Source organism: Bacillus sp. FSL W8-0116 (genome assembly GCF_038003825.1).
Lineage (GTDB): Bacteria > Bacillota > Bacilli > Bacillales > DSM-4216 > Bacillus_O > Bacillus_O smithii.
Map to the genome: position 1 here is coordinate 495,846 of NZ_JBBOPY010000001.1, position 20,064 is coordinate 515,909.

17 protein-coding genes are annotated in these 20,064 nt (G+C 42.3%); 1 reads left to right on the plus strand and 16 read right to left on the minus strand.

The annotated features are described in order from the left end of the window. Nucleotides 1–198 precede the first annotated feature (198 nt). The 15 genes from rpe to N1I86_RS02380 form a co-directional block, all read right to left on the minus strand. A complete protein-coding gene (gene rpe, locus N1I86_RS02310) occupies nucleotides 199–855 on the minus strand; it encodes a ribulose-phosphate 3-epimerase (RefSeq protein WP_048623133.1) in 657 nt (218 codons plus the stop codon). Between the two features lie 6 nt (nucleotides 856–861). After that, nucleotides 862–1,743: a ribosome small subunit-dependent GTPase A gene (gene rsgA, locus N1I86_RS02315; protein ID WP_270582960.1), complete on the minus strand. Its 882-nt coding sequence runs from the start codon at nucleotides 1,741–1,743 to the stop codon at nucleotides 862–864. Nucleotides 1,744–1,842: 99 nt separating this feature from the next. Next, on the minus strand, nucleotides 1,843–3,795 hold the full coding sequence (pknB, locus tag N1I86_RS02320) for a Stk1 family PASTA domain-containing Ser/Thr kinase (RefSeq protein WP_341097231.1): 1,953 nt from the start codon (nucleotides 3,793–3,795) through the stop codon (nucleotides 1,843–1,845). A gap of 5 nt (nucleotides 3,796–3,800) precedes the next feature. Next, nucleotides 3,801–4,550, minus strand: coding sequence for a Stp1/IreP family PP2C-type Ser/Thr phosphatase (locus tag N1I86_RS02325; protein ID WP_003354530.1), 750 nt, complete (start codon nucleotides 4,548–4,550; stop codon nucleotides 3,801–3,803). Between the two features lie 6 nt (nucleotides 4,551–4,556). Beyond that, entirely contained in the window at nucleotides 4,557–5,636 is a 1,080-nt protein-coding gene (gene rlmN, locus N1I86_RS02330) for a 23S rRNA (adenine(2503)-C(2))-methyltransferase RlmN (protein WP_371836613.1), read from the minus strand. A 21-nt stretch (nucleotides 5,637–5,657) separates the two neighbouring features. Continuing rightward, on the minus strand, nucleotides 5,658–6,998 hold the full coding sequence (rsmB, locus tag N1I86_RS02335; protein WP_341094759.1) for a 16S rRNA (cytosine(967)-C(5))-methyltransferase RsmB: 1,341 nt from the start codon (nucleotides 6,996–6,998) through the stop codon (nucleotides 5,658–5,660). Between the two features lies 1 nt (nucleotide 6,999). Beyond that, nucleotides 7,000–7,941, minus strand: coding sequence for a methionyl-tRNA formyltransferase (gene fmt / locus N1I86_RS02340; protein WP_003354527.1), 942 nt, complete (start codon nucleotides 7,939–7,941; stop codon nucleotides 7,000–7,002). Beyond that, nucleotides 7,938–8,423 (minus strand): peptide deformylase, encoded by a 486-nt coding sequence (gene def / locus N1I86_RS02345; protein WP_003354526.1) that lies wholly within the window; start codon nucleotides 8,421–8,423, stop codon nucleotides 7,938–7,940. Before def ends, fmt begins: the two co-directional genes overlap by 4 nt. Before the next feature lie 16 nt (nucleotides 8,424–8,439). Beyond that, nucleotides 8,440–10,851, minus strand: a complete 2,412-nt coding sequence (gene priA / locus N1I86_RS02350) for a primosomal protein N' (RefSeq protein ID WP_341094762.1) — start codon at nucleotides 10,849–10,851, stop codon at nucleotides 8,440–8,442. Then, entirely contained in the window at nucleotides 10,848–12,062 is a 1,215-nt protein-coding gene (gene coaBC, locus N1I86_RS02355; RefSeq protein ID WP_341094764.1) for a bifunctional phosphopantothenoylcysteine decarboxylase/phosphopantothenate--cysteine ligase CoaBC, read from the minus strand. Before coaBC ends, priA begins: the two co-directional genes overlap by 4 nt. 286 nt (nucleotides 12,063–12,348) lie before the next feature. After that, complete coding sequence (gene rpoZ, locus N1I86_RS02360; RefSeq protein ID WP_003354523.1) at nucleotides 12,349–12,576, minus strand: DNA-directed RNA polymerase subunit omega; 228 nt, start codon at nucleotides 12,574–12,576, stop codon at nucleotides 12,349–12,351. A gap of 1 nt (nucleotide 12,577) precedes the next feature. After that, nucleotides 12,578–13,195 (minus strand): guanylate kinase, encoded by a 618-nt coding sequence (gmk, locus tag N1I86_RS02365; protein WP_048623127.1) that lies wholly within the window; start codon nucleotides 13,193–13,195, stop codon nucleotides 12,578–12,580. A 4-nt stretch (nucleotides 13,196–13,199) separates the two neighbouring features. Further along, nucleotides 13,200–13,460: an extracellular matrix/biofilm regulator RemA gene (gene remA / locus N1I86_RS02370; protein ID WP_003354521.1), complete on the minus strand. Its 261-nt coding sequence runs from the start codon at nucleotides 13,458–13,460 to the stop codon at nucleotides 13,200–13,202. A 49-nt stretch (nucleotides 13,461–13,509) separates the two neighbouring features. After that, nucleotides 13,510–14,388, minus strand: a complete 879-nt coding sequence (locus N1I86_RS02375) for a YicC/YloC family endoribonuclease (RefSeq protein ID WP_003354520.1) — start codon at nucleotides 14,386–14,388, stop codon at nucleotides 13,510–13,512. Nucleotides 14,389–14,677: 289 nt separating this feature from the next. Beyond that, entirely contained in the window at nucleotides 14,678–17,359 is a 2,682-nt protein-coding gene (locus tag N1I86_RS02380) for a calcium-translocating P-type ATPase, SERCA-type (protein WP_341094766.1), read from the minus strand. Nucleotides 17,360–17,643: 284 nt separating this feature from the next. Here N1I86_RS02380 and N1I86_RS02385 point away from each other — a divergent pair, with 284 nt between their 5' ends. Next, complete coding sequence (locus N1I86_RS02385) at nucleotides 17,644–19,350, plus strand: Rqc2 family fibronectin-binding protein (protein ID WP_341094768.1); 1,707 nt, start codon at nucleotides 17,644–17,646, stop codon at nucleotides 19,348–19,350. A 38-nt stretch (nucleotides 19,351–19,388) separates the two neighbouring features. On the opposite strand, the gene pyrE is transcribed toward N1I86_RS02385, so the two are convergent. Continuing rightward, nucleotides 19,389–20,039, minus strand: a complete 651-nt coding sequence (gene pyrE, locus N1I86_RS02390; RefSeq protein ID WP_341094770.1) for an orotate phosphoribosyltransferase — start codon at nucleotides 20,037–20,039, stop codon at nucleotides 19,389–19,391. Between the last annotated feature and the right edge of the window lie 25 nt (nucleotides 20,040–20,064).

A 20,064-nucleotide genomic window follows, 5' to 3' on the forward strand; every position in this document is an offset into this window, starting at 1 on the left:
TATCGATTCCCATGAATGCATCTATAGCAATGAGTACTGATTTTAAATTCCTCCAAACGGAAACTGCCATATGTGCAAATATTTTTTCCCTCTACTTAGCGAATCAACCATTAAAAAAGGGAGGGAGGTCCTCCGCCTTTTCTATGAAACTATTGAGTAAAAATATAAAAATGGAGGATACAAAATATCCTTTATCCATTATTGTTCCAATCGTTTACGGATCAAGCTGATCGCTTTTTGGCGATCTTCCTGATTAAAAATGGCTGAGCCAGCCACTAACACGTTCGCGCCGGCATCGACGCATAATTTTGCTGTTTCTGCGTTGATACCGCCATCCACTTCAATTTCGACATCAAGACCGTTTTCACTCACTAATTGCCGCACTTGACGAATTTTCGGAAGAACAGTATCGATAAAGGTTTGTCCGCCAAATCCAGGATTGACGGTCATGACGAGAACTAAATCAACGTCATTTAGCACATGACGGATCATTTCTACAGGGGTAGCCGGATTGACCGCTACACCTGCCTTTACTCGCAGCGAACGGATGTGTTGAATCGTGCGATGAAGATGCGGACACGCTTCCACATGGACCGTAATATAATCAGCACCTGCTTTGGCAAATGTGTCAATATAAGCATCCGGGTTTTCAATCATTAAGTGGACATCCAGCGGCAGCTTCGTAACAGGTCGGACGGCTTCGACAATCAACGGTCCCATCGTAATGTTAGGGACAAAATGTCCATCCATCACATCCACATGAATGTAGTCGGCCCCGCCTTTTTCAACTTCTTTCACTTCTTCCCCTAATTTCGAAAAATTGGCGGAAAGGATGGAAGGTGCAATTTTGATCATAGTCCATCAATACCTCGTCTTTCTCTCTTTTATTTCAACTAAAAACTGTTGGTAATGATCATAACGATAAGCGGGAATTTTCTTCATTTCCACCGCTTCTCTCACTGCACATTTTGGTTCATTCAAATGACGACACCCTCGGAACTTGCAATATTGACTTAGTTGATGAATTTCCGGAAAACAATACGACAATTCATCAAGGTCCAAGTCTCCTAATTCAAGGGAGCTAAAACCAGGAGTATCGGCCACAAGACCATTATCTATTTCAATCAATTCCACATGGCGAGTGGTATGTTTTCCCCTTCCCAGCGAATCGGAAATATCTTTCGTCTCTAATTGTAAGTCTGGACGCAATGCATTCAAAAGCGAAGATTTACCGACACCGGATTGTCCAGCAAACACCGATGTTTTCTCTTGCAAAACAGCACGAATTTGATCTAAGCCGCTCCCGTTTTTAACAGATGTGGTAATGACTTGGTAGCCGATTTCCCTGTAATCCTCACAGTATGAGTGGATTTTTTGTTCGTCTTCCGGCGAAAGCAAATCCATTTTTGTGAGGCATATGATCGGTGTGATCGCTTTAGATTCGATTAACACAAGGAAACGGTCCAAAAGCCCGAGATGAAAATTGGGACGCGCCACTGAAAAAACCAAAATGGCTTGGTCTACGTTCGCAATGGGCGGACGGATCAGCTCATTTTTGCGCTTCTCTATGCTTAAAATATATCCTTCCTGATTGCTTTCCAACTGATATTCCACATAATCACCGACAAGAGGGGAAATTTTTTGTTTTCGAAACACCCCTCTTCCTCGGCATCGAACCACTTTTTCTCCATCTAATACATAATAAAATCCGCTCAGCGCTTTAATAATTTTTCCATTAGCCATTGCATTCCTCCTTACTCAAAATGATTTTCTTACAGGTAAGACTTTTAAAGCCAACGGATCGCTCAAGAAAAATAGTTGTTCAAAGTTGTCGTTATGGACTTACTCGTCATCTGGAAAAGGGACCATTTCGTCAATGATGACTTTTTTATCTCTAACCACTTTATATCCTGCTTTTTTGCCACTGGCAATCGTCAATGAAATCGTTTTTCTCGTGTCTTCATGAATGAAAAAAGTCTCATATGGTACAGTCATGCTGTTGTTTGCGTCTTCGATGTAAATGACCACTTCTTGAGGCTTTCCTTCTTCATCCGGTTCATATGGAATGAACAATTCTTTTGTAACGGTTTTAGGCGGAATTTCTTTTTTGCCTTTTGACAGCACAACTTCCACTCTATCCCCTTTGTTTAACAGCGTACCGGCTGAAGGATTTTGAGAGATTACCAGCCCTTCCGGCACACTGTCAGAATAATCTCTTCTGACAATGTCCACTTTTAAACCGCTTGTGGCCGCATAATCTTTCAAACTTTTCTCGTTGTAATCAGTCAAATCAATCAGCGATACCTTTTCCGGACCCCTGCTTACTGTAAATGTCATCTCTGTTTCTTCCGGAACGACTTTTTCATTTGGCCCCGGATCTTGGTCTATGATGGTTCCCGGCGGGTGATCGTCATATATCTCTACTTTACGGATCCTTTTAAAATGTTCTTTTTCCAACATGTCGGCGATTTCATTATAATCCCGATCACGATAATCATCCAGTTTAAATGTTTTTTTCCCGGAGCTTACATACAGATCAATAGAAGATCCCTCTTTTACTGTTTGATTAGCACCAGGTTTGGTATAGATGACCTTTCCTGCCGGTACATGATCGCTAAACCTTTGGATTGTGTCTCCAACTTTCAATCCATCCGTTACCAATTTTGAAATGGCGTCATCCACCGTTTTCCCATGAACATCCGGCACCTTGATTTCTTTCGGCCCCATTAAATCCGGGATCACAAAGACGCTCCCCGCTGCCAACAACAAGAGCAAGAAAAGTCCGGTTACAATCCAAGGCCATTTTTTTCTTTTCTTTTTTTCCGGCTTGTCCAACCCACTGTTTGTTTCTTCTTTTAGTGGGTAAACAGCCGTCGATTCCAAATCATCTACCGGAAGCGGGCCTTTAATGGCAGGTATGACTTTTGTTTCTTCTTCGTCCACCAAAATGGTAAACTTCGGTTCATTCAGTCGGCTCGGTTCCAGAGCAGTCCTTATATCTTCTTCCATTTCTTCCACGCTGTTATAACGGTAAAAAGGGTCTTTACAAGTAGCTTTCAGCACAATATTTTCCACACTTTGCGGAATTTCCGGAAATTTTTCCCGCAAAGAGGGGGTATTGGATTGCAAATGTTTTAAGGCGATGGAAATGGCTGTTTCTCCTGAAAATGGCAAATTTCCTTTCAGCAGTTCGTACATTACAATACCAAGAGAGTAAATGTCTGATTTTTTTGTTGCTACTCCTCCACGTGCTTGTTCAGGAGAGATGTAATGGACAGATCCGAGAAAAGAGTTGGTTTGGGTAATCGACGTCGCACTTAAAGCCATCGCAATGCCAAAATCGGTAATTTTGACATGACCATTGTGATCGATCAAAATATTCTGCGGTTTAATATCACGGTGAATAATCGAATTGCGGTGTGCGTGGGCGATAGCTGAAGTCAGCTGACTCATGATGTCTAGCACTTTCTCCACCGGGATAGGGGAATGCTGCATTATGTATTGTTTTAAAGTCATTCCATCCACATATTCCATCACAATGTAAAAAATATTGTCTTCTTCTCCCACATCATAAATATTCACGATATTCGGGTGAACAAGACTGGTTGCCGATTGAGCTTCTCTTTGAAAACGGCGGATAAATTCTTCTTCTTCGGCAAAATCCATTCTCAATACTTTTAGAGCCACATCTCGGTCCAATATGATATCTCGTGCTAAATAGACATGCGCCATCCCTCCTCCGCCAATCATTTCGATTACTTTGTATCTTCCGCTGATTCTCCTGCCGGCAAGCATTCCGATCACCCGCTTTCACTCCCGGCTGTCTGGTGTAAAATCACAATGGTGATATTATCCTCTCCGCCTTCTTGATTGGCTAAGTCAATGAGCGTTTGAGCTTTTTCCGCCAACGGAAGTTCCCCTTTAATCACTTCTTCCATTTTCGCTTCCGAAACTTTATTGGAAAGGCCATCCGAGCAGAGCAGCAAATAATCGCCATCTTCAAAGGTGATGCTTAGCACATCGGCAGCTACTTCCTCCTCTGTCCCAAGGGCTTTCGTCAAAACATTTTTGCGGGGGTGATGTTCAGCATCCTCTTTGGTAATTTGTCCTGTTCTTACAAGTTCGTTCACTAAAGAATGATCTTCCGTCAGCTTTTGAAAGCCGTTTTCATTCAAAATATAACAACGGCTATCCCCGATATTGGCAATCGTGCAGAAACGGCTTGTGCAAACCGCAGCCACAATGGTCGTGCCCATACCCGAACATTCAATATTTTCCCTTGAGTGGGATAAAATCTTCTCATTCACTTTGACAATGGCCGTCTTTAGCCATTCTTCCGCCTTGTCAGGGGTGGAAATCATCTCTGTTTGCTGCCACTCTTTTTGCAATTCTTTGATCGTCATTTCACTGGCGACATCTCCAGCATTGTGGCCGCCCATTCCATCGGCCACAATGGCCAAGAGGTCACCGGATGAGTTGCGAAAAATTCCGCCGCTGTCTTCGTTATGCTGGCGGACTAATCCTTTATCAGTCTTAAACACTGACTCCATAAGCGGTCACCTCGTTTCTTCTTTCCGCTCCTTAGCGCGGAGTTGCCCGCAAGCAGCGTCAATATCATGCCCGTGTTCACGGCGAATCGTTACATTGATTCCGTGTTTTTTCAACGTTTTCTCAAATTTAAAGATTTGGCTTCTCGGCGTCCGAACATAATTTCGTTCCGGAACATAGTTCACTGGAATTAAATTGACATGACACTTTAGATCTTTGATCAGCTCGGCCAATTCTTCGGCGTGTTCAACCGAATCATTTACTCCGCCGAACAATCCGTATTCAAAGCTGACTCTTCTGCCTGTTTTTTCAATATAATACTTTACGGCTTCGATTAAATCCGGCAATTTGTATGCGCGGTTAATCGGCATTAATTTGCTGCGAAGCTCATTATTAGGAGCATGGAGGGAAATGGCGAAATTAATTTGCAAATTTTCATCGGCAAATTGATAGATTTTCGGTATGATTCCGCTTGTAGAAACCGTAATATGGCGAGCGCCGATATTAAGTCCTTTTTCATGGTTGATAATTTTTAAAAACGAAAGCATTTGATCATAATTATCAAACGGTTCTCCAATTCCCATAATAACGACAGAACTGACCCGTTCTCCCATTTCATCGAGCGCTTTTTGCACATGCACCGCTTGCGCCACGATTTCCCCCGCCTCTAAATTTCTTTTTAATCCTCCTAAAGTTGAGGCACAAAATGTGCATCCAATCCGGCATCCAACTTGTGTGGTCACGCAAACCGAATTTCCGTATCGATGACGCATTAGCACCGTTTCAATAGAAAATCCATCATGCAATTCAAATAAAAATTTAATGGTGCCATCTTGAGAAGTTTGTTGAACAATCGTTTTCAATGTGGTGATAGTAAAGTGTTCCGCCAGTTTATCCCGAAGGCTTTTCGGCAAATTCGTCATTTCTTCAAACGACGTGACCCGTTTCTTGTAGAGCCAATCATAAATTTGTTCTGCTCTGAAAGGTTTTTCGCCATGATGGCGGATCCATTCTTTCAACTCAGGCAGTTCCATTGAGTAGATAGAAGGCGGCCTGTCTTCTATCATTTTCTTAGATTTTTTCGTCATCGTGATTGTCTGTTCCATTTTTCATTCATCCTTCTTTCTAAAACAGCTGATAAAAAATCCATCTCCACCAAAATCTTGAGGAAAAATTTGAAGAAAATGTCCCGCTACAAACGGCTGCACCGCTTCCGGCAGATGATCCAACGGCTCGGGTTCAAATTCAGGATGGCGATCAAGAAATCGATTGGCGGTACCTTCATTTTCTTCTTGGTCCACCGTACAAGTACTGTAGACCAAAAGGCCGCCGGATTTCAGAAGAGGTGCCTGGGCGTCCAATATTTCCAATTGTATTTTCTGCAAAGACTGAAGATCTTCCTGTTTCTTGACATATTTTATATCCGGCTTCCGTCTTAAAACGCCTAGTCCAGAGCAGGGGGCATCGACTAAAATACGGTCGAAAGATTGCGGCGGGAACTTTTCTCCTCCTTTACGGCTATCAAGAGGGAGGGAGGAAATATTTTCAAGACCTAATCGAACTGCATTATCTTCAATCAATTTGATTTTATGAGGATGTAAATCAAGAGCATACACTTTTCCTGTTCCCCGCATTTTTTCCGCCATATGGGTCGTTTTCCCGCCGGGAGCAGCGCAGGCGTCAAGGACAACCATTCCGGGTTCCAGTTTCATGGCATGCGCTACCAGCATAGAACTTTCATCTTGAATGGTCATCAACCCTTTCTGAAAAGCGGACGAATGGGCTGCGTTCCCTTTCAAAATTCGAATGGCTTCCGGCAAAATCGGACTTTCTTCTGCTGAAAATCCTTCTTGGCGCAAGCTGATTAAAACTTCAGCCCTATCTGCTTTCGTTTCATTCACGCGCACCGTTTGAACAGGAACGGACAAATTGGTTTCACACATCGCTTTTGTTTTTTCCAATCCGAATTGACGAATCCAGCGCTTGACAAGCCACTCAGGATGACTTGTCTCAATCGAAATTCGCTTGACTGGATCCGTGATCGCATCTAATGCTGGCAATCCCTTTCGTTGTATGGAGCGAAGCACGCCATTGACCATGCCGGCAATTCCTTTATGGCCCCGTTTTTTGGCTATTTCCACCGCTTCGAATATAACAGCCCGGTCAGGAACTTTGTCTAAATACACCATTTGGTACAAAGATAATCGCAATAAATTTCGTACCCATGATTTTAGCTTGTGTTTCAAAAACGGTGCCAAAAAATAATCCAGCGTAAATTTTCTTTGTATCGTCCCATATGTTAATTCTGTCAATAAACCGGCATCCGGACCTGTTAAATCGTATTTTTGAATAGCTGAATTCAGCAATAAATTACTGTATGACTGATTTTGTTCGACTGCTTCCAACAGTTCAAGCGCAGCCTCGCGAACATTTTTCTTTTTTTTCTCCATTTCAATCTCCCAATTTCATTCCAATTTGCAGAGATCCGGCTCCTCTCAAAAACTGTTCCGCTTTCATCCTCTTTTTTCCGGCTGGCTGGAGCTCCGTAATCTTGATGCCTGTTTCATTTCCGGAAGCGACGAGAATTCCGTCATTTTCTATCGCCACGATGGTTCCGGGTTCTTGTTTTTCAGGGAGCGTTTGTTTTTCTCCCCACCAAATTTTCACTATATTCCCATCAAGTGTAGTATAGGCAACCGGCCAAGGATGCAAACCACGTATATGATTGTAAATATCCTCACCCGGCTTGGTCCAATCAATTTTTTCCTGCTCTCGCTTAATATTGTGGGCAAATGTCGCCCGACTCTCGTCTTGCTTAATCGGCGTGATTTCGCCATTTATAATTTTTGGAAGCGTTTTGGAAAGCAATTCGGCCCCTTCCTTGCTTAATTTGTCATGCAAGATGCCGACATGATCCGTTTCTTCGATCGGCACTTCCACTTGGCTGATAATATCTCCGGCATCCAATTTTTCTGCCATATACATGATGGTGATGCCTGTTTTCTTTTTGCCTTGCATGATCGCGTAGTGGATCGGCGCTCCGCCGCGAAGTTCCGGCAAAAGAGAAGCATGAACATTTATACAGCCGTATTTGGGTGCTTCAAGCAATTTCTTCGGCAAAATTTGTCCGTAGGCTGCAGTCACGACGATATCCGGCTTGAAACTCAATATCGTTCGCAATTCTTCTGAATTTCTCAATTTTTCCGGCTGGAGAACGGGAATGCCATGTTTTTCTGCTTCTACTTTAACAGGAGGCGGAGTCAGTATTTTTTTGCGGCCAACAGGGCGGTCAGGCTGTGTCACAACCGCTTGAATTTCATAGCCGTCTTCTAGTAGCCTTCTTAGAATAGGGACAGAAAAATCGGGTGTTCCCATAAATACAATCTTGATCATTCAGCCTCATACCCTTCCAACGATTCTTCTTCTACATATTTATCCACTTTAGTAGTAAACAAAATACCATGAAGATGATCAATTTCATGTTGAATCGCCCTTGCCAAAAAACCATTGGCTTCGATGATGAAAGTTCGTCCTTTCCAATCTTTTGCCTTTACCTTCACGTAATAGGGCCTTGTCACTTCCCCGTATAGACCCGGAATACTTAAACAGCCTTCTATATCTGTTTGGGTCCCTTTTGTTTCCAAAATTTCCGGATTGACAAGTGCGATCATTCCATTTTCGTCTCCGATATCCACAACTGCTACCTGGAGATCGATCCCGACTTGAGGAGCGGCCAGACCAACCCCGTCCGCCTCTAACATTGTTTCGTGCATATCTTTAATCAATTTTTTTAAATGTTTATCAAAAGATGTCACTCGCTTGCATTCTTTTTCTAATATTTCTGCAGGATAAGTGACAATAGGTAATATCGCCAAAACTTTTCCTCCTAACTTACATCATCACAAACGGATTGATATCCACTGCTATTTGCAAATGAGAATAGGATCCTTGTCCGTTATACTGTTCCAATATCGATTTCAACGTATCGGAAAGCATTGGTTCATGCTTGTATTTTATCAAACATTGATAGCGATATCTATTATTGATCCGAGGAATGGGAGAAGCAGTCGGTCCGAGAACAACCGTTTTATTGGAGAGCCGGCTGCGGATGAATTTCGTAATTTTTTCTGTTACGGAGGCTGCCACGAGCGGATCCTCATGGCTGACATTGACAAGGGCCAAATAATAAAACGGAGGATAACTTCCCAATTTTCTCATGATCATCTCCCGCTGATAAAAACGCTCAAAATTTTGTTGACCGGCAAGCTGTATGCTGTAATGTTCAGGGGTATAGGTTTGAACAACCACTTCTCCTTGCAATTCATGCCTGCCGGCTCGTCCGCTCACCTGGGTTAATAGCTGAAACGTTTTTTCTGACGAGCGAAAATCGGGAAGATGCAGCATCGTATCCGCACTTAACACCCCGACAAGTGTAATATTCGGAAAATCCAGCCCTTTCGCAATCATTTGCGTTCCTAGTAAAATATCGGCTTTTCCTTCTGAAAACTGGCGCAGAAGACTTTCGTGAGCGCCTTTTTTTCGTGTCGTATCCACATCCATTCTAATGACTCTGGCCTCAGGCAGCAGCTTTCCCAATTCTTCCTCTACTTTTTGTGTTCCGGTCCCAAAATAGCGAATATATGGGCTGCCGCATTCCGGGCAAACAGACGGCGCTATTGTTTCATAGCCGCAATAATGGCATTTCATTTCATTTGAAAAATGGTGATATGTTAATGAAATGTCGCAATGCGGACATTGAACGACATAGCCGCAGTCTCGGCACATGACAAAGGAGGAATGTCCTCTTCGGTTTAAAAGCAGCACGGTTTGTTCGCCCTTTTCCACTCTATCTTTTAACTTTTCAAATAGAGACCTTGAAAATATCGAACGATTGCCAGCCCGCAGCTCTTCTCTCATATCGACAATTTCCACTTCAGGAAGATCGCGGTGATTCATACGGTTTTTCAGCGTTAATAAATGGTATACACCTTTTTGCGCCCTCGCGAAACTTTCCAACGAAGGAGTGGCGCTTCCTAAAATGACGGGACAATTAAAATGCTGTGCTCTTTTGATCGCAACGTCCCTAGCATGATATCGCGGAGTTTCTTCTTGTTTATAGCTTGTCTCATGTTCCTCATCAATGATGATGATCCCGATGTTTTCAAACGGCGCAAAAATAGCCGAACGAGCTCCCACCACTACTTTCGCTTCTTTTTTTAAAATTTTACGCCATTCATCATACTTTTCGCCAATGGACAATCCGCTGTGCAAAACGGCTACATCATCACCAAATCGGCTTTTAAAGCGATGAACCATTTGCGGTGTCAGAGAAATTTCCGGTACGAGCACAATGGCTTCTTTTCCTTTTTCCAGTACCTTTTGGATCGATTGCAAATAAATCTCTGTTTTTCCGCTGCCTGTCACTCCGTATAATAAAAAAGTTTCATGCTTTTCTTCTTCCAAAGCTTCAATAATGGGGGAAATGGCTTTTCTTTGCTCATCTGTCAAAGGAAAGGGACTTGTTTTTTCAAAATCCGTTTGAGCGTAAGGATCGCGATATACTTCTTTTTGCTCTTCATACAAAATCCCTTTTTGGATCAGCGCCTGCAAACTGGATGACGTACTGTTTGCATTCTCCAGCAGTTCTTTTGCAGATATCATTTCTCCTGGATGTTGTTTAAACACATCGATCAGCCGTTTTTGTTTGACGGCATTCCCCTTTAAACGGGAAGCGGCTTCTGACAGTTCCTCGGCCGATAATCTCGTGCCAATCATCCGTACTGTCTTTTTGTTTCCCTTGCTTTTCACCTTATAAATCAATTCAACCGTTCCAGCTTTCACCTCTTTTTGTATAGAGGTTAAAAGTCCCGCCTTTTCCCCTTCTTCCCAAGTGATTTCCTTTTTTTTCTTAAACAGCTCGGCTACCTTCTCATCCGCTATCTTCTCTTCGTTGACTGCCGCGAATCGCTTTTCGTATTTTGCTTTCATGGCAGCTGGAAGCATCGCTTGATAGGCCGAAACTTTAAAACAAAGCGTCGTTTTCGTCAACCAGTCAGCTAGATCCATCAACTCTTGATTCAGTACCGGAACAACGTCCATTGGCTCTCGAATGGCTTTTAACTGAGGAAAAGACGAATGGTCTTTTACTTTCACTACATACCCTTGCACATTTCTTGACCCGAAAGGCACGATCACTCTCATGCCTGGCTGGATCATTTGACTCCATTTTTCAGGAATCAAGTAATCAAACGGCCGGTCGGTTTGCATGGTTGGTACATCCACAATCACGCTTGCTATGTTCATTTTGATCTTTCCTCTTGAAGCGTTTTGACGATTTCACGAAAGATTTCTTTTGCCAATTCTTTTTTGGACATAAGCCCTAATCGTTTGTTTGAACCGTCTTTTTTATAGATTGTCACAATATTGGTATCTTCCTCAAAGCCGGCACCTTTTTCGTTCACATTATTAGCAATGATCATATCTGCGTTTTTCCGCTTCAATTTACTCATTGCATATTCATCGAGATTGGAAGTCTCAGCGGCAAAACCAACGAGAAACTGATGATCTTTTCTTTCGCCGAGCGTTTTTAAAATATCTTTCGTCCGTTCCATTTGGATGATCAAATCTCCATTCTGTTTTTTCATCTTTTCATTGGATACTTGTTTTGGACGATAATCGGCAACAGCCGCACTTTTAATGACAATGTCTGCGGACGGAAACTCCTCCAGTACGGCGTCATACATTTCTTCAGCGTTTTCTATATATTTTACGTTCACACCGATCGGCGGATTTAACGAAACCGGGCCGGAAATAAGCGTTACATCAGCTCCTAATTGATGGGCCTCTTCCGCCAAGGCGTATCCCATTTTTCCGCTAGAACGGTTGGAAAAAAAGCGGACAGGATCCAAAATTTCGCGTGTCGGCCCCGCTGTTATGACGATTTTCTTTCCTTTCAAAGGCTGATTTTTTTCTTTTTCCCAATACGAGCTAATCAACTTGACAATGTTCTCCGGTTCCTCCATCCTTCCTTTTCCTACATATCCGCAAGCCAAATAACCTTCATTTGGTTCTACAAATTGATAACCGTAAGATTGCAGACGTTCAATATTTCGCTTCACCGCAGGATGGTCGTACATATGGACGTTCATTGCCGGCGCTATCCAAACCGGAGCAGTAGCAGCAAGTAAAGTCGTCGAAATCATATCATCCGCTATGCCGTTGGCAAGTTTTCCGATTATATTCGCTGTAGCCGGCGCCACGAGAACGAGATCGGCCCAATCTGCCAGGTCAATATGGGCGATCGATTCGGGATGCTTTTCATCAAATGTATCTGTATAAACATCGTTTCTAGACAGCGCTTGAAACGTTAAGGGCGTGACAAATTTTTGAGCTCCGTTGGACATAATGATTTTTACAGAAGCCCCCGCCTGCGTTAATTTACTGGTCAATGCCGCTGCTTTGTAAACGGCAATTCCACCTGTAACGCATAGTAAGATGTTTTTTCCTTTCAACATTATAAAACCCCCTTCTCTATACCATTTTACCGCTATTGGACAGAAAAACTTTGTTTTTCACTCGACTTTGTAAACGAAACATTCCGGATCAAGAAGCAAAACAAAAAAACCTCACGGAAATAAAATCGGTTAATGGGCGCCTACAGGTTAAAAGCATCTCTTCCTATTTCAAAAAAATTCCTTCTTCGTATAAACGACTTGTCTATGCTTTTATGTCACACGAATGTAAACCGCTGACATGATTCGACTTTTTTGATTAAGAAAAAATAACAACCTAATAAGGTTGTTATCCTTCATCGGAGTAAGTTGTACCTTCTGTTTTTTCTTTTAAGGTTAAATACTCGGCATCTATTTCTTCCAATGCTTTACCGACATATTTCTGTGAAACATAGGAATCTAAAAGTTCGTCTTCAGGATGATCTTGTAATTGACGCGCTCTTTTGGCGGCAATGCTGACAAGTGAGTATTTGGAATCAATTTTCTTTAATAAAGAATCAATCGATGGATAAAGCATACTATTCTACCTCCAACATTTTTTTATAATGATGCTGAACTCTTTCACGTCGGCAATGCTCGGCAATAACGATGGCTTTAATGCGTTCGCATGCCTTTTCTACTTCATCATTTTCCACTACATAGTCGTATAAATCCATCATTTCGATTTCTTTGCGAGCCTTTTCCATTCGTCCGCGAATTCGTTCATCATCTTCTGTTCCTCTATTCACGATGCGATTATACAGTTCGGAAAGGCTTGGCGGCGCAAGGAAAATAAATAAGCCGTCGGGAATTTTTTCACGTACTTGTTTGGCTCCTTGCACTTCGATTTCCAGAAAGATGTCTTTTCCCGCTTCCAATGTTTCTTTCACATAATCAAGCGGAGTTCCGTAATAATTCCCCACATACTCCGCATATTCAAGCAACTTTCCTTCCTTTATAAGCTGTTCGAATTGTTCGCGGGTTTTAAAAAAATAATCTACACCGTCTACTTCACCTTCCCGAGGCTGTCTGGTCGTCATGGAAATCGAGTATTCGAAATCAACATTTGGGTCTGAAAAAATCGCCTTGCGCACCGTTCCCTTTCCTACACCGGACGGGCCGGACAAGACAATCAACAATCCTTTTTCTTTCCTCATGAAATTATCCTTCCTCCAATTCTTCTTTTGAAACAATTCGATGCGCGACCGTTTCGGGCTGAACGGCTGAGAGTATAATATGACCGCTGTCCATAATAATGACAGCTCTAGTCCTTCTCCCGTATGTAGCGTCAATTAATGAACCTCTTTCGCGCGCTTCCTGAACCAACCGCTTAATCGGGGCGGATTCAGGACTGACTATGGAAATGATTCGATTGACAGAAACAATATTTCCAAACCCAATATTAATCAGCCTGATGGACATGCGGCTCCTCCAATCAATGTTTGATTTTGAACGTAGAAGTTCTGACCTATTACTCAATATTTTGTACTTGTTCTTTCATTTTTTCTAAACAGCTTTTTAATTCAATGACATTTGCCGCGATCTCTGAGTCATTCGCTTTGGAACCAATCGTATTGACTTCTCTGTTCATTTCTTGAATGATGAAATCAAGCCTTCTGCCGATCGGTTCATCTTTCTCCAAAAGCTGTGAAAATTGCTTTATATGGCTGGCTAATCTAACACATTCCTCATTAATATCCGCTTTATCAGCCAAAATAGCCACTTCCGATAAAATTCTGGCTTCATCCACCTCTTTATTGGACACAGCTTCTTTTACTTTCTTTTCAAGGCGTTCTTGATAATGCTCGGACACTTTCGGTGCAAGAGATTGAATTTTTTTAATGACCGTCTGAATTTTATTTAATTGAATCAGCAAATCTTTTTCAAGCTGTTCCCCTTCTAATCTACGCATTTCCAACAAATTTCGAACAGCTTCTTCTATCGTTTGGAAAACAAGTTTTTCAAGTTCCTCGTTTTCTTCTTCTCTTTCTTCTATCGTAATTAATTCTTCTTTACGAAGAAAGTCGCTGATTTGGATTTCGCCATTTAACTGATATTTTTCTTTTATTTTTTTTATGAATTGATAATAATCCTCAATCAAATTCCAGTCAACATGTATTGAACGTTTAAGAGCCCCCGCTCCTTCGATGATCACAAAAATTTCAACACGCCCACGTTTTATGTATTGTCCGAGATATTTTTTGATTTTATCTTCCAGCTTTAATAACTGTCGGGGCATGCGTATCGTAAACTCGCAAAAGCGGTGGTTCACTGATTTCATTTCAACCGTAACCGCATGCTGAGCAGACTCTGCTTTGCTTCTTCCAAAGCCTGTCATGCTAACAACCATCGGTTTCACATCCTATCCAGCTATGAATTTCTCTTTTATGAACAACGTCTATCGAGGAGAGCATTTCACCCTCCCAAATGTCCTTCATCCACAAGGTAATCTTCCGGATTGCTGTCATTCAAGCTTTATGCATTTTTTGGACAGCTGACAAACGGACGCAGCCTTCTTATTGATTCAGTCAATTACATATATTGACATGATGAAAAAGGGTCCATTAAGATAAGTGTCTTTCTGCAAAAAGAAAAGGTATAGAGGAAATCCCCTGATACCTTTTGGATTATATCACAAATCATTTTCTTTTTCTTGTATAAAAAGAGCCTGCCAAAAGAAATGTCGGTAATGCACTTAGCCCTAATATGAGCAGCCATTCCCTGGGAGGAAGGGTGACCGTTTGAAAAACCGGCTGCAGCGAAGGAATATAGATCACCGCCAGCAATAGAACGGCCGATGAGAAAACAGCCAGAACGAGCCAACGATTCTCAAACGGATTTCGTGAAAAGATCGAATGTTCGCTTCTACAATCAAATACAAGGATCAATTGACTAACGGTTAAAGTGGCAAAAGCAATCGTTTGAGCATAGGCTAAATTTTCCGGATGCTGTTTTCGAGCAACAATAAAAGCGATGATGGTGACAGCGCCAATTAAAAATCCTCTGGACAAAACCTTCCAACCAAGACCACGAGCAAATACCCCTTCTTTTGGATTTCTCGGTTTGCGCTTCATCACATCTTCTTCCGGATGGTCCAGTCCTAATGCCATGGCCGGAAGTCCATCCGTCACTAAATTGACCCATAAAATTTGAATGGGGACGAGTGGAAGAGGAAAGGCTAAAATCATGGCAAATAGCATCACTAAAATTTCCCCTACATTGGAAGCTAATAAATAGCGAATAAATTTGCGAATATTTTCATATATATTTCTTCCTTCTTGAATCGCTGACTTAATAGTGGCAAAATTGTCGTCCATGAGCACAAGCGAAGAAGCTTCTTTAGCCACATCTGTACCCGAGATCCCCATGGCAATCCCGATATCAGCAGCTTTGATGGCAGGTGCGTCATTGACTCCATCTCCCGTCATCGCCACAATGTGGCCATTATTTTGGAGAGCCCGAACGATTTTTAATTTATGTTCTGGGGAGACTCTGGCGAATACAGCCGTATCTTGAACTACTTCTTCCAGTTCAGCGATAGACATTTGATTAAGTTCTTGACCACTGACCACTTTGGAACGATTATCTAAAATCCCTAATTGCTTGGCAATGGCTCTTGCTGTCATTACATGGTCCCCTGTAATCATAATGGTCTTAATGCCAGCTTCTCGGCACTCTTTGATGGCTTGTCTGACTTCCGGACGAGGCGGATCAATCATTCCTTCAATGCCAATAAAAATAAGCTCTTTTTCCGCTTCTTCTACATTTTGAATAGCTGATTCCTTCTCCTTAAGCGGTTTGTAAGCAACTGCAATATTGCGAAGAGCCATGCCAGCAAAATCACGGATTACGTTGTCTACGATCTTTTTATGATCGCGGGAAAAGTTTACCTTTTTCTCGTTCCATAGAATCGACGAACACTTTTGGATTAACACGTCCGGTGCTCCTTTGGTGATGACAAAACGCTGCCCGCTTTGATCTTTCACCACAACGGACATCATTTTTCGAATAGAGTCGAACGCGAATTCTTGTTCCACTGTGAATTGTTGCGACAAATTCTCCCTTGTCAGGCCCGCTTTCATCGCCGCCACCAATAAAGCCCCTTCCGTTGGATCGCCGTCAATAAAAAAATCACGCTTGTTTTGTTTTAACTCCGCATGATTACATAAAAGTCCGAATGTCAGCAGCTGATAAAGACTTTTTTCTCGTTGGGGTATGATCCGGACGCCATCTTCAAAAAATTCTCCATTCGGTGAAAAACCTGTTCCGCTTACGGTCCACGTTTTCCCATTCGACCATAAATGGGTCACGGACATTTTATTTTGCGTCATCGTTCCGGTTTTATCGGAACAAATAACGGATGCACATCCAAGCGTTTCGACAGCCGGCAATTTGCGGACAACGGCCCTTTTTTTAATCATCCGCTGAACCCCCAATGACAAAGCGACTGTCACAATGGCCGGAAGCCCTTCCGGAATCGCCGCAACCGCCAGCGATACGCCAGCAAAAATCATTTCATAAAAACCATGACCTTGCAAAATCCCAATGCCCACCACTAACGCCGTTAAAAACAAAGCGGCGACAATTAATACTTTTCCCAGCTGTTCCAACCGCATTTGGAGCGGGGTAGAAAGGGTTTCGGCATTTTGAAGCAAATCGGCAATTTTTCCCATTGCCGTATTCATGCCGATTGCCGTAACAACTCCGATTCCGTTTCCCCTCGTAACCATTGTCCCCATGAAAGCCATATTCTCTAAATCCCCGATATTTAAATGTTCCCCGTGAATTGATTCAGCGATTTTAGGCACAGGGACCGATTCTCCTGTTAAAGCGGACTCTTCCAATTCTAAGTTATTCGCCTTTAAAATACGGACGTCGGCACCAATTCGGTCTCCGCTTTCGAATTTCATCACGTCCCCGATCACGAGCTCTTTTGAAGGAATTTTTATCCATTCACCGTTCCGGAGCACGTTTACTTTGGGAGCAGATAATTCCTTTAATGCTTGCAAAGATTGTTCGGCTTTACGTTCCTGAAAAAAGCCAAGAAACCCATTCACGATCACGATGGCAACGATAGCGATCGCGTCCATATACTCCCCCAGCAATCCAGACACTAAGGTAGCTGCCAGTAAAACCAATATCATAAAATCTTTAAACTGAGAAATAAACAATTTAAACGCGGACTGGGATTCCCCTTCTTCCAATTCATTAACGCCGAATTGTTTTCTCCGTTTTTCTGCTTCTTTTGAGTTCAATCCCTTTTCCAGATTAACATTCAATTTTTTTTCTATGTCCGGCCTTTCCATCTCATAAAATTTCATTTCTCTATCACACTCTCCCCTTAAACGTCGCTCTTATAGCAAGGTTATTCAGACTCGTCCAAAAAAATGATATGATTTATTAGAAAAGAGCACTTTTCACGCTTGGAGTTAGTTGTGATGGCAAAAACAAATGAAGGCTAATGGATTTTAATCCATTCATAATTCCCTTGCACAGATTTCTAACAACAACTCAATGAGAGTTTCCATTATAATAATAAAGATTCATTAAAAAGGACGCTCTTACAAGGAGCATTAAAATCATATATAGAAAAGGATGTTTCATTATGTCGTTTGACGGATTATTTACTCACGCCATGATGATGGAGCTGCAAAAAGTACTCACTGGCGGAAGAATTACGAAAATCCATCAACCTTATAAAAACGAAATTATTCTCATCGTCCGTTCCCAAGGGAAAAACTATAAACTGCTTCTATCTGCCCATCCTACCTATGCCAGGGTGCAGCTGACAAATGAGCCGTACGAAAATCCGAAGGAACCGCCCATGTTCTGCATGCTTTTGCGCAAGCACTTAGAAGGGGCTATTATCGAAGAACTGAAACAGAAAGAATTGGACCGTATACTGATTTTTAAGCTAAAAGGAAAAAACGAAATCGGCGATGTTTCTACTAAACAGTTAATCGTTGAAATTATGGGACGCCACAGCAATATTGTCCTGGTGGATCAGCCGACGCAGAAAATTATTGACAGCATTAAACATATTACGCCTGCCCTTAGCCGGTACCGAACCGTATTGCCTGGAAACGAATATTTATATCCGCCTTCCCAAAACAAGTTGAATCCACTGGAGGCAACCGAAGATGACGTGCTTCGTCTCCTCGATTTTAATGGCGGAAAACTCGACAAACAGCTAGTTCAGCACTTTTCCGGCGTTTCTCCGTTGTTCGCGAAGGAAGTGCTTCATGAAGCCGGGATTCCTAACCGCACGACAGTCCCGGCTGCCTTTATTCGCCTGCTGCAGCCGCTAAAAGAAGGGCTTTTTCAGCCAATGCTGTGGAAAGGAGACAAAAAAGAGCATTTTTACTGGCGAGATCTCAATCATCTTAAAGGAACCAAGCAACCGTTTCATTCCCTCAGTTCTCTACTTGACCGTTTTTATTTCGGCAAAGCGGAGCGGGACCGTGTAAAACAGCTGGGCAGTGATTTAGAACGGCTGGTGAAAAATGAATTAGAAAAAAATATATCCAAGCTAAAAAAATTGGAAAAAACGTTTCAAGAAGCGGAAAATGCCGATGAGTACCAAATACTCGGCGAATTGCTGACCGCCAATCTGTACGCCGTTCAAAAAGGAATGACGGAAATTGAAGTCATCAATTATTATGATGAAAACGGAGAAAAGGTCACCATTCCTTTGGACCCGAAAAAAAGTCCGTCGGAAAATGCCCAGTCTTATTTTTCGAAGTATCAAAAAGCAAAACATGCATTGGTCGTTGTAAACGAGCAAATCGATAAAACAAAGCAAGAAATTCAATACTTTGAAAATTTGCTTCAGCAGCTTGAATCCGCATCCCCGAAAGACATTGAAGAAATCCGCGAAGAATTAGAGGAAGAGGGCTATTTGCGGATGAAATCGAAAGCGAAGAGAAAACAAGGAAAAGAGAAACCAATGATCGATACTTACACAGCCAGTGACGGAACGATTATATTAGTGGGCAAAAACAATAAACAAAATGATTATGTCACAACGAAACTCGCTCGACGAGATGATATTTGGCTGCACACAAAAGACATTCCCGGTTCCCATGTTGTGATTCGCCATAATAACCCATCCGAAGAAACGCTGTTGGAAGCCGCCAACCTGGCCGCTTATTTCAGCAAAGCAAAACATTCCAGTTCAGTACCGGTAGATTACACGAAAATCCGTTATGTCAAAAAACCGAACGGTTCAAAACCTGGATTTGTCATCTATGACAATCAGCAAACCATTTATGTTACACCGGATCCTGATTTAGTGGTGAAATTGAAAAAATAAGGAAGAGACGCTCTCTTCCTTATTTTTTCATCTATGTATTACGATTGTACCATCGGCCAATGCTCAGGATTTTCCCGCCATTGCCGAAGAGTCTCTAAATCCGTGGGTTGAATCGCTCCTTTTTCTAAAGCAACTTCCATTAGCGCTGAATAATTGCTTAAACTATAAGCTTTTAAATTGGCTTCATCAAGCAGCTGCTTTCCTATTTCAAGTTCATAAGTAAAAATCGACACGACTCCAAGCACCTCGCATCCTGATTCTCGCAAGACGTTAGCTGCTTGAATAGCGCTTCCTCCTGTCGAAATTAAGTCTTCTACGACCACCGTTTTAACGCCCGGCTGTACTTTTCCCTCTATTTGTTTCCCTTTTCCATGGCTTTTCGCTTTTGAACGAACATAGCACATGGGCAAATCGAGTAGATCGCTTACCCAAGCTGCATGAGGAATGCCCGCTGTCGCAGTCCCGGCAATGCATTGTACTTCTGAAAAATGTTCGTTAATCAAAGAAACGAGTCCTATCGCAACTTCTTTTCGCACCGCCGGATAAGAAAGGGTAAGACGATTGTCGCAATATATGGGCGATTTTATTCCTGAGGACCATGTAAATGGATCATTTGGTTGCAAATAGATGGCTTCAATATTGAGAAGCTGTTCTGCTATTCTTTTACTTTGTATATGATCGTTCTGCATGTGATTGTTCTCCTCTCACCATTTT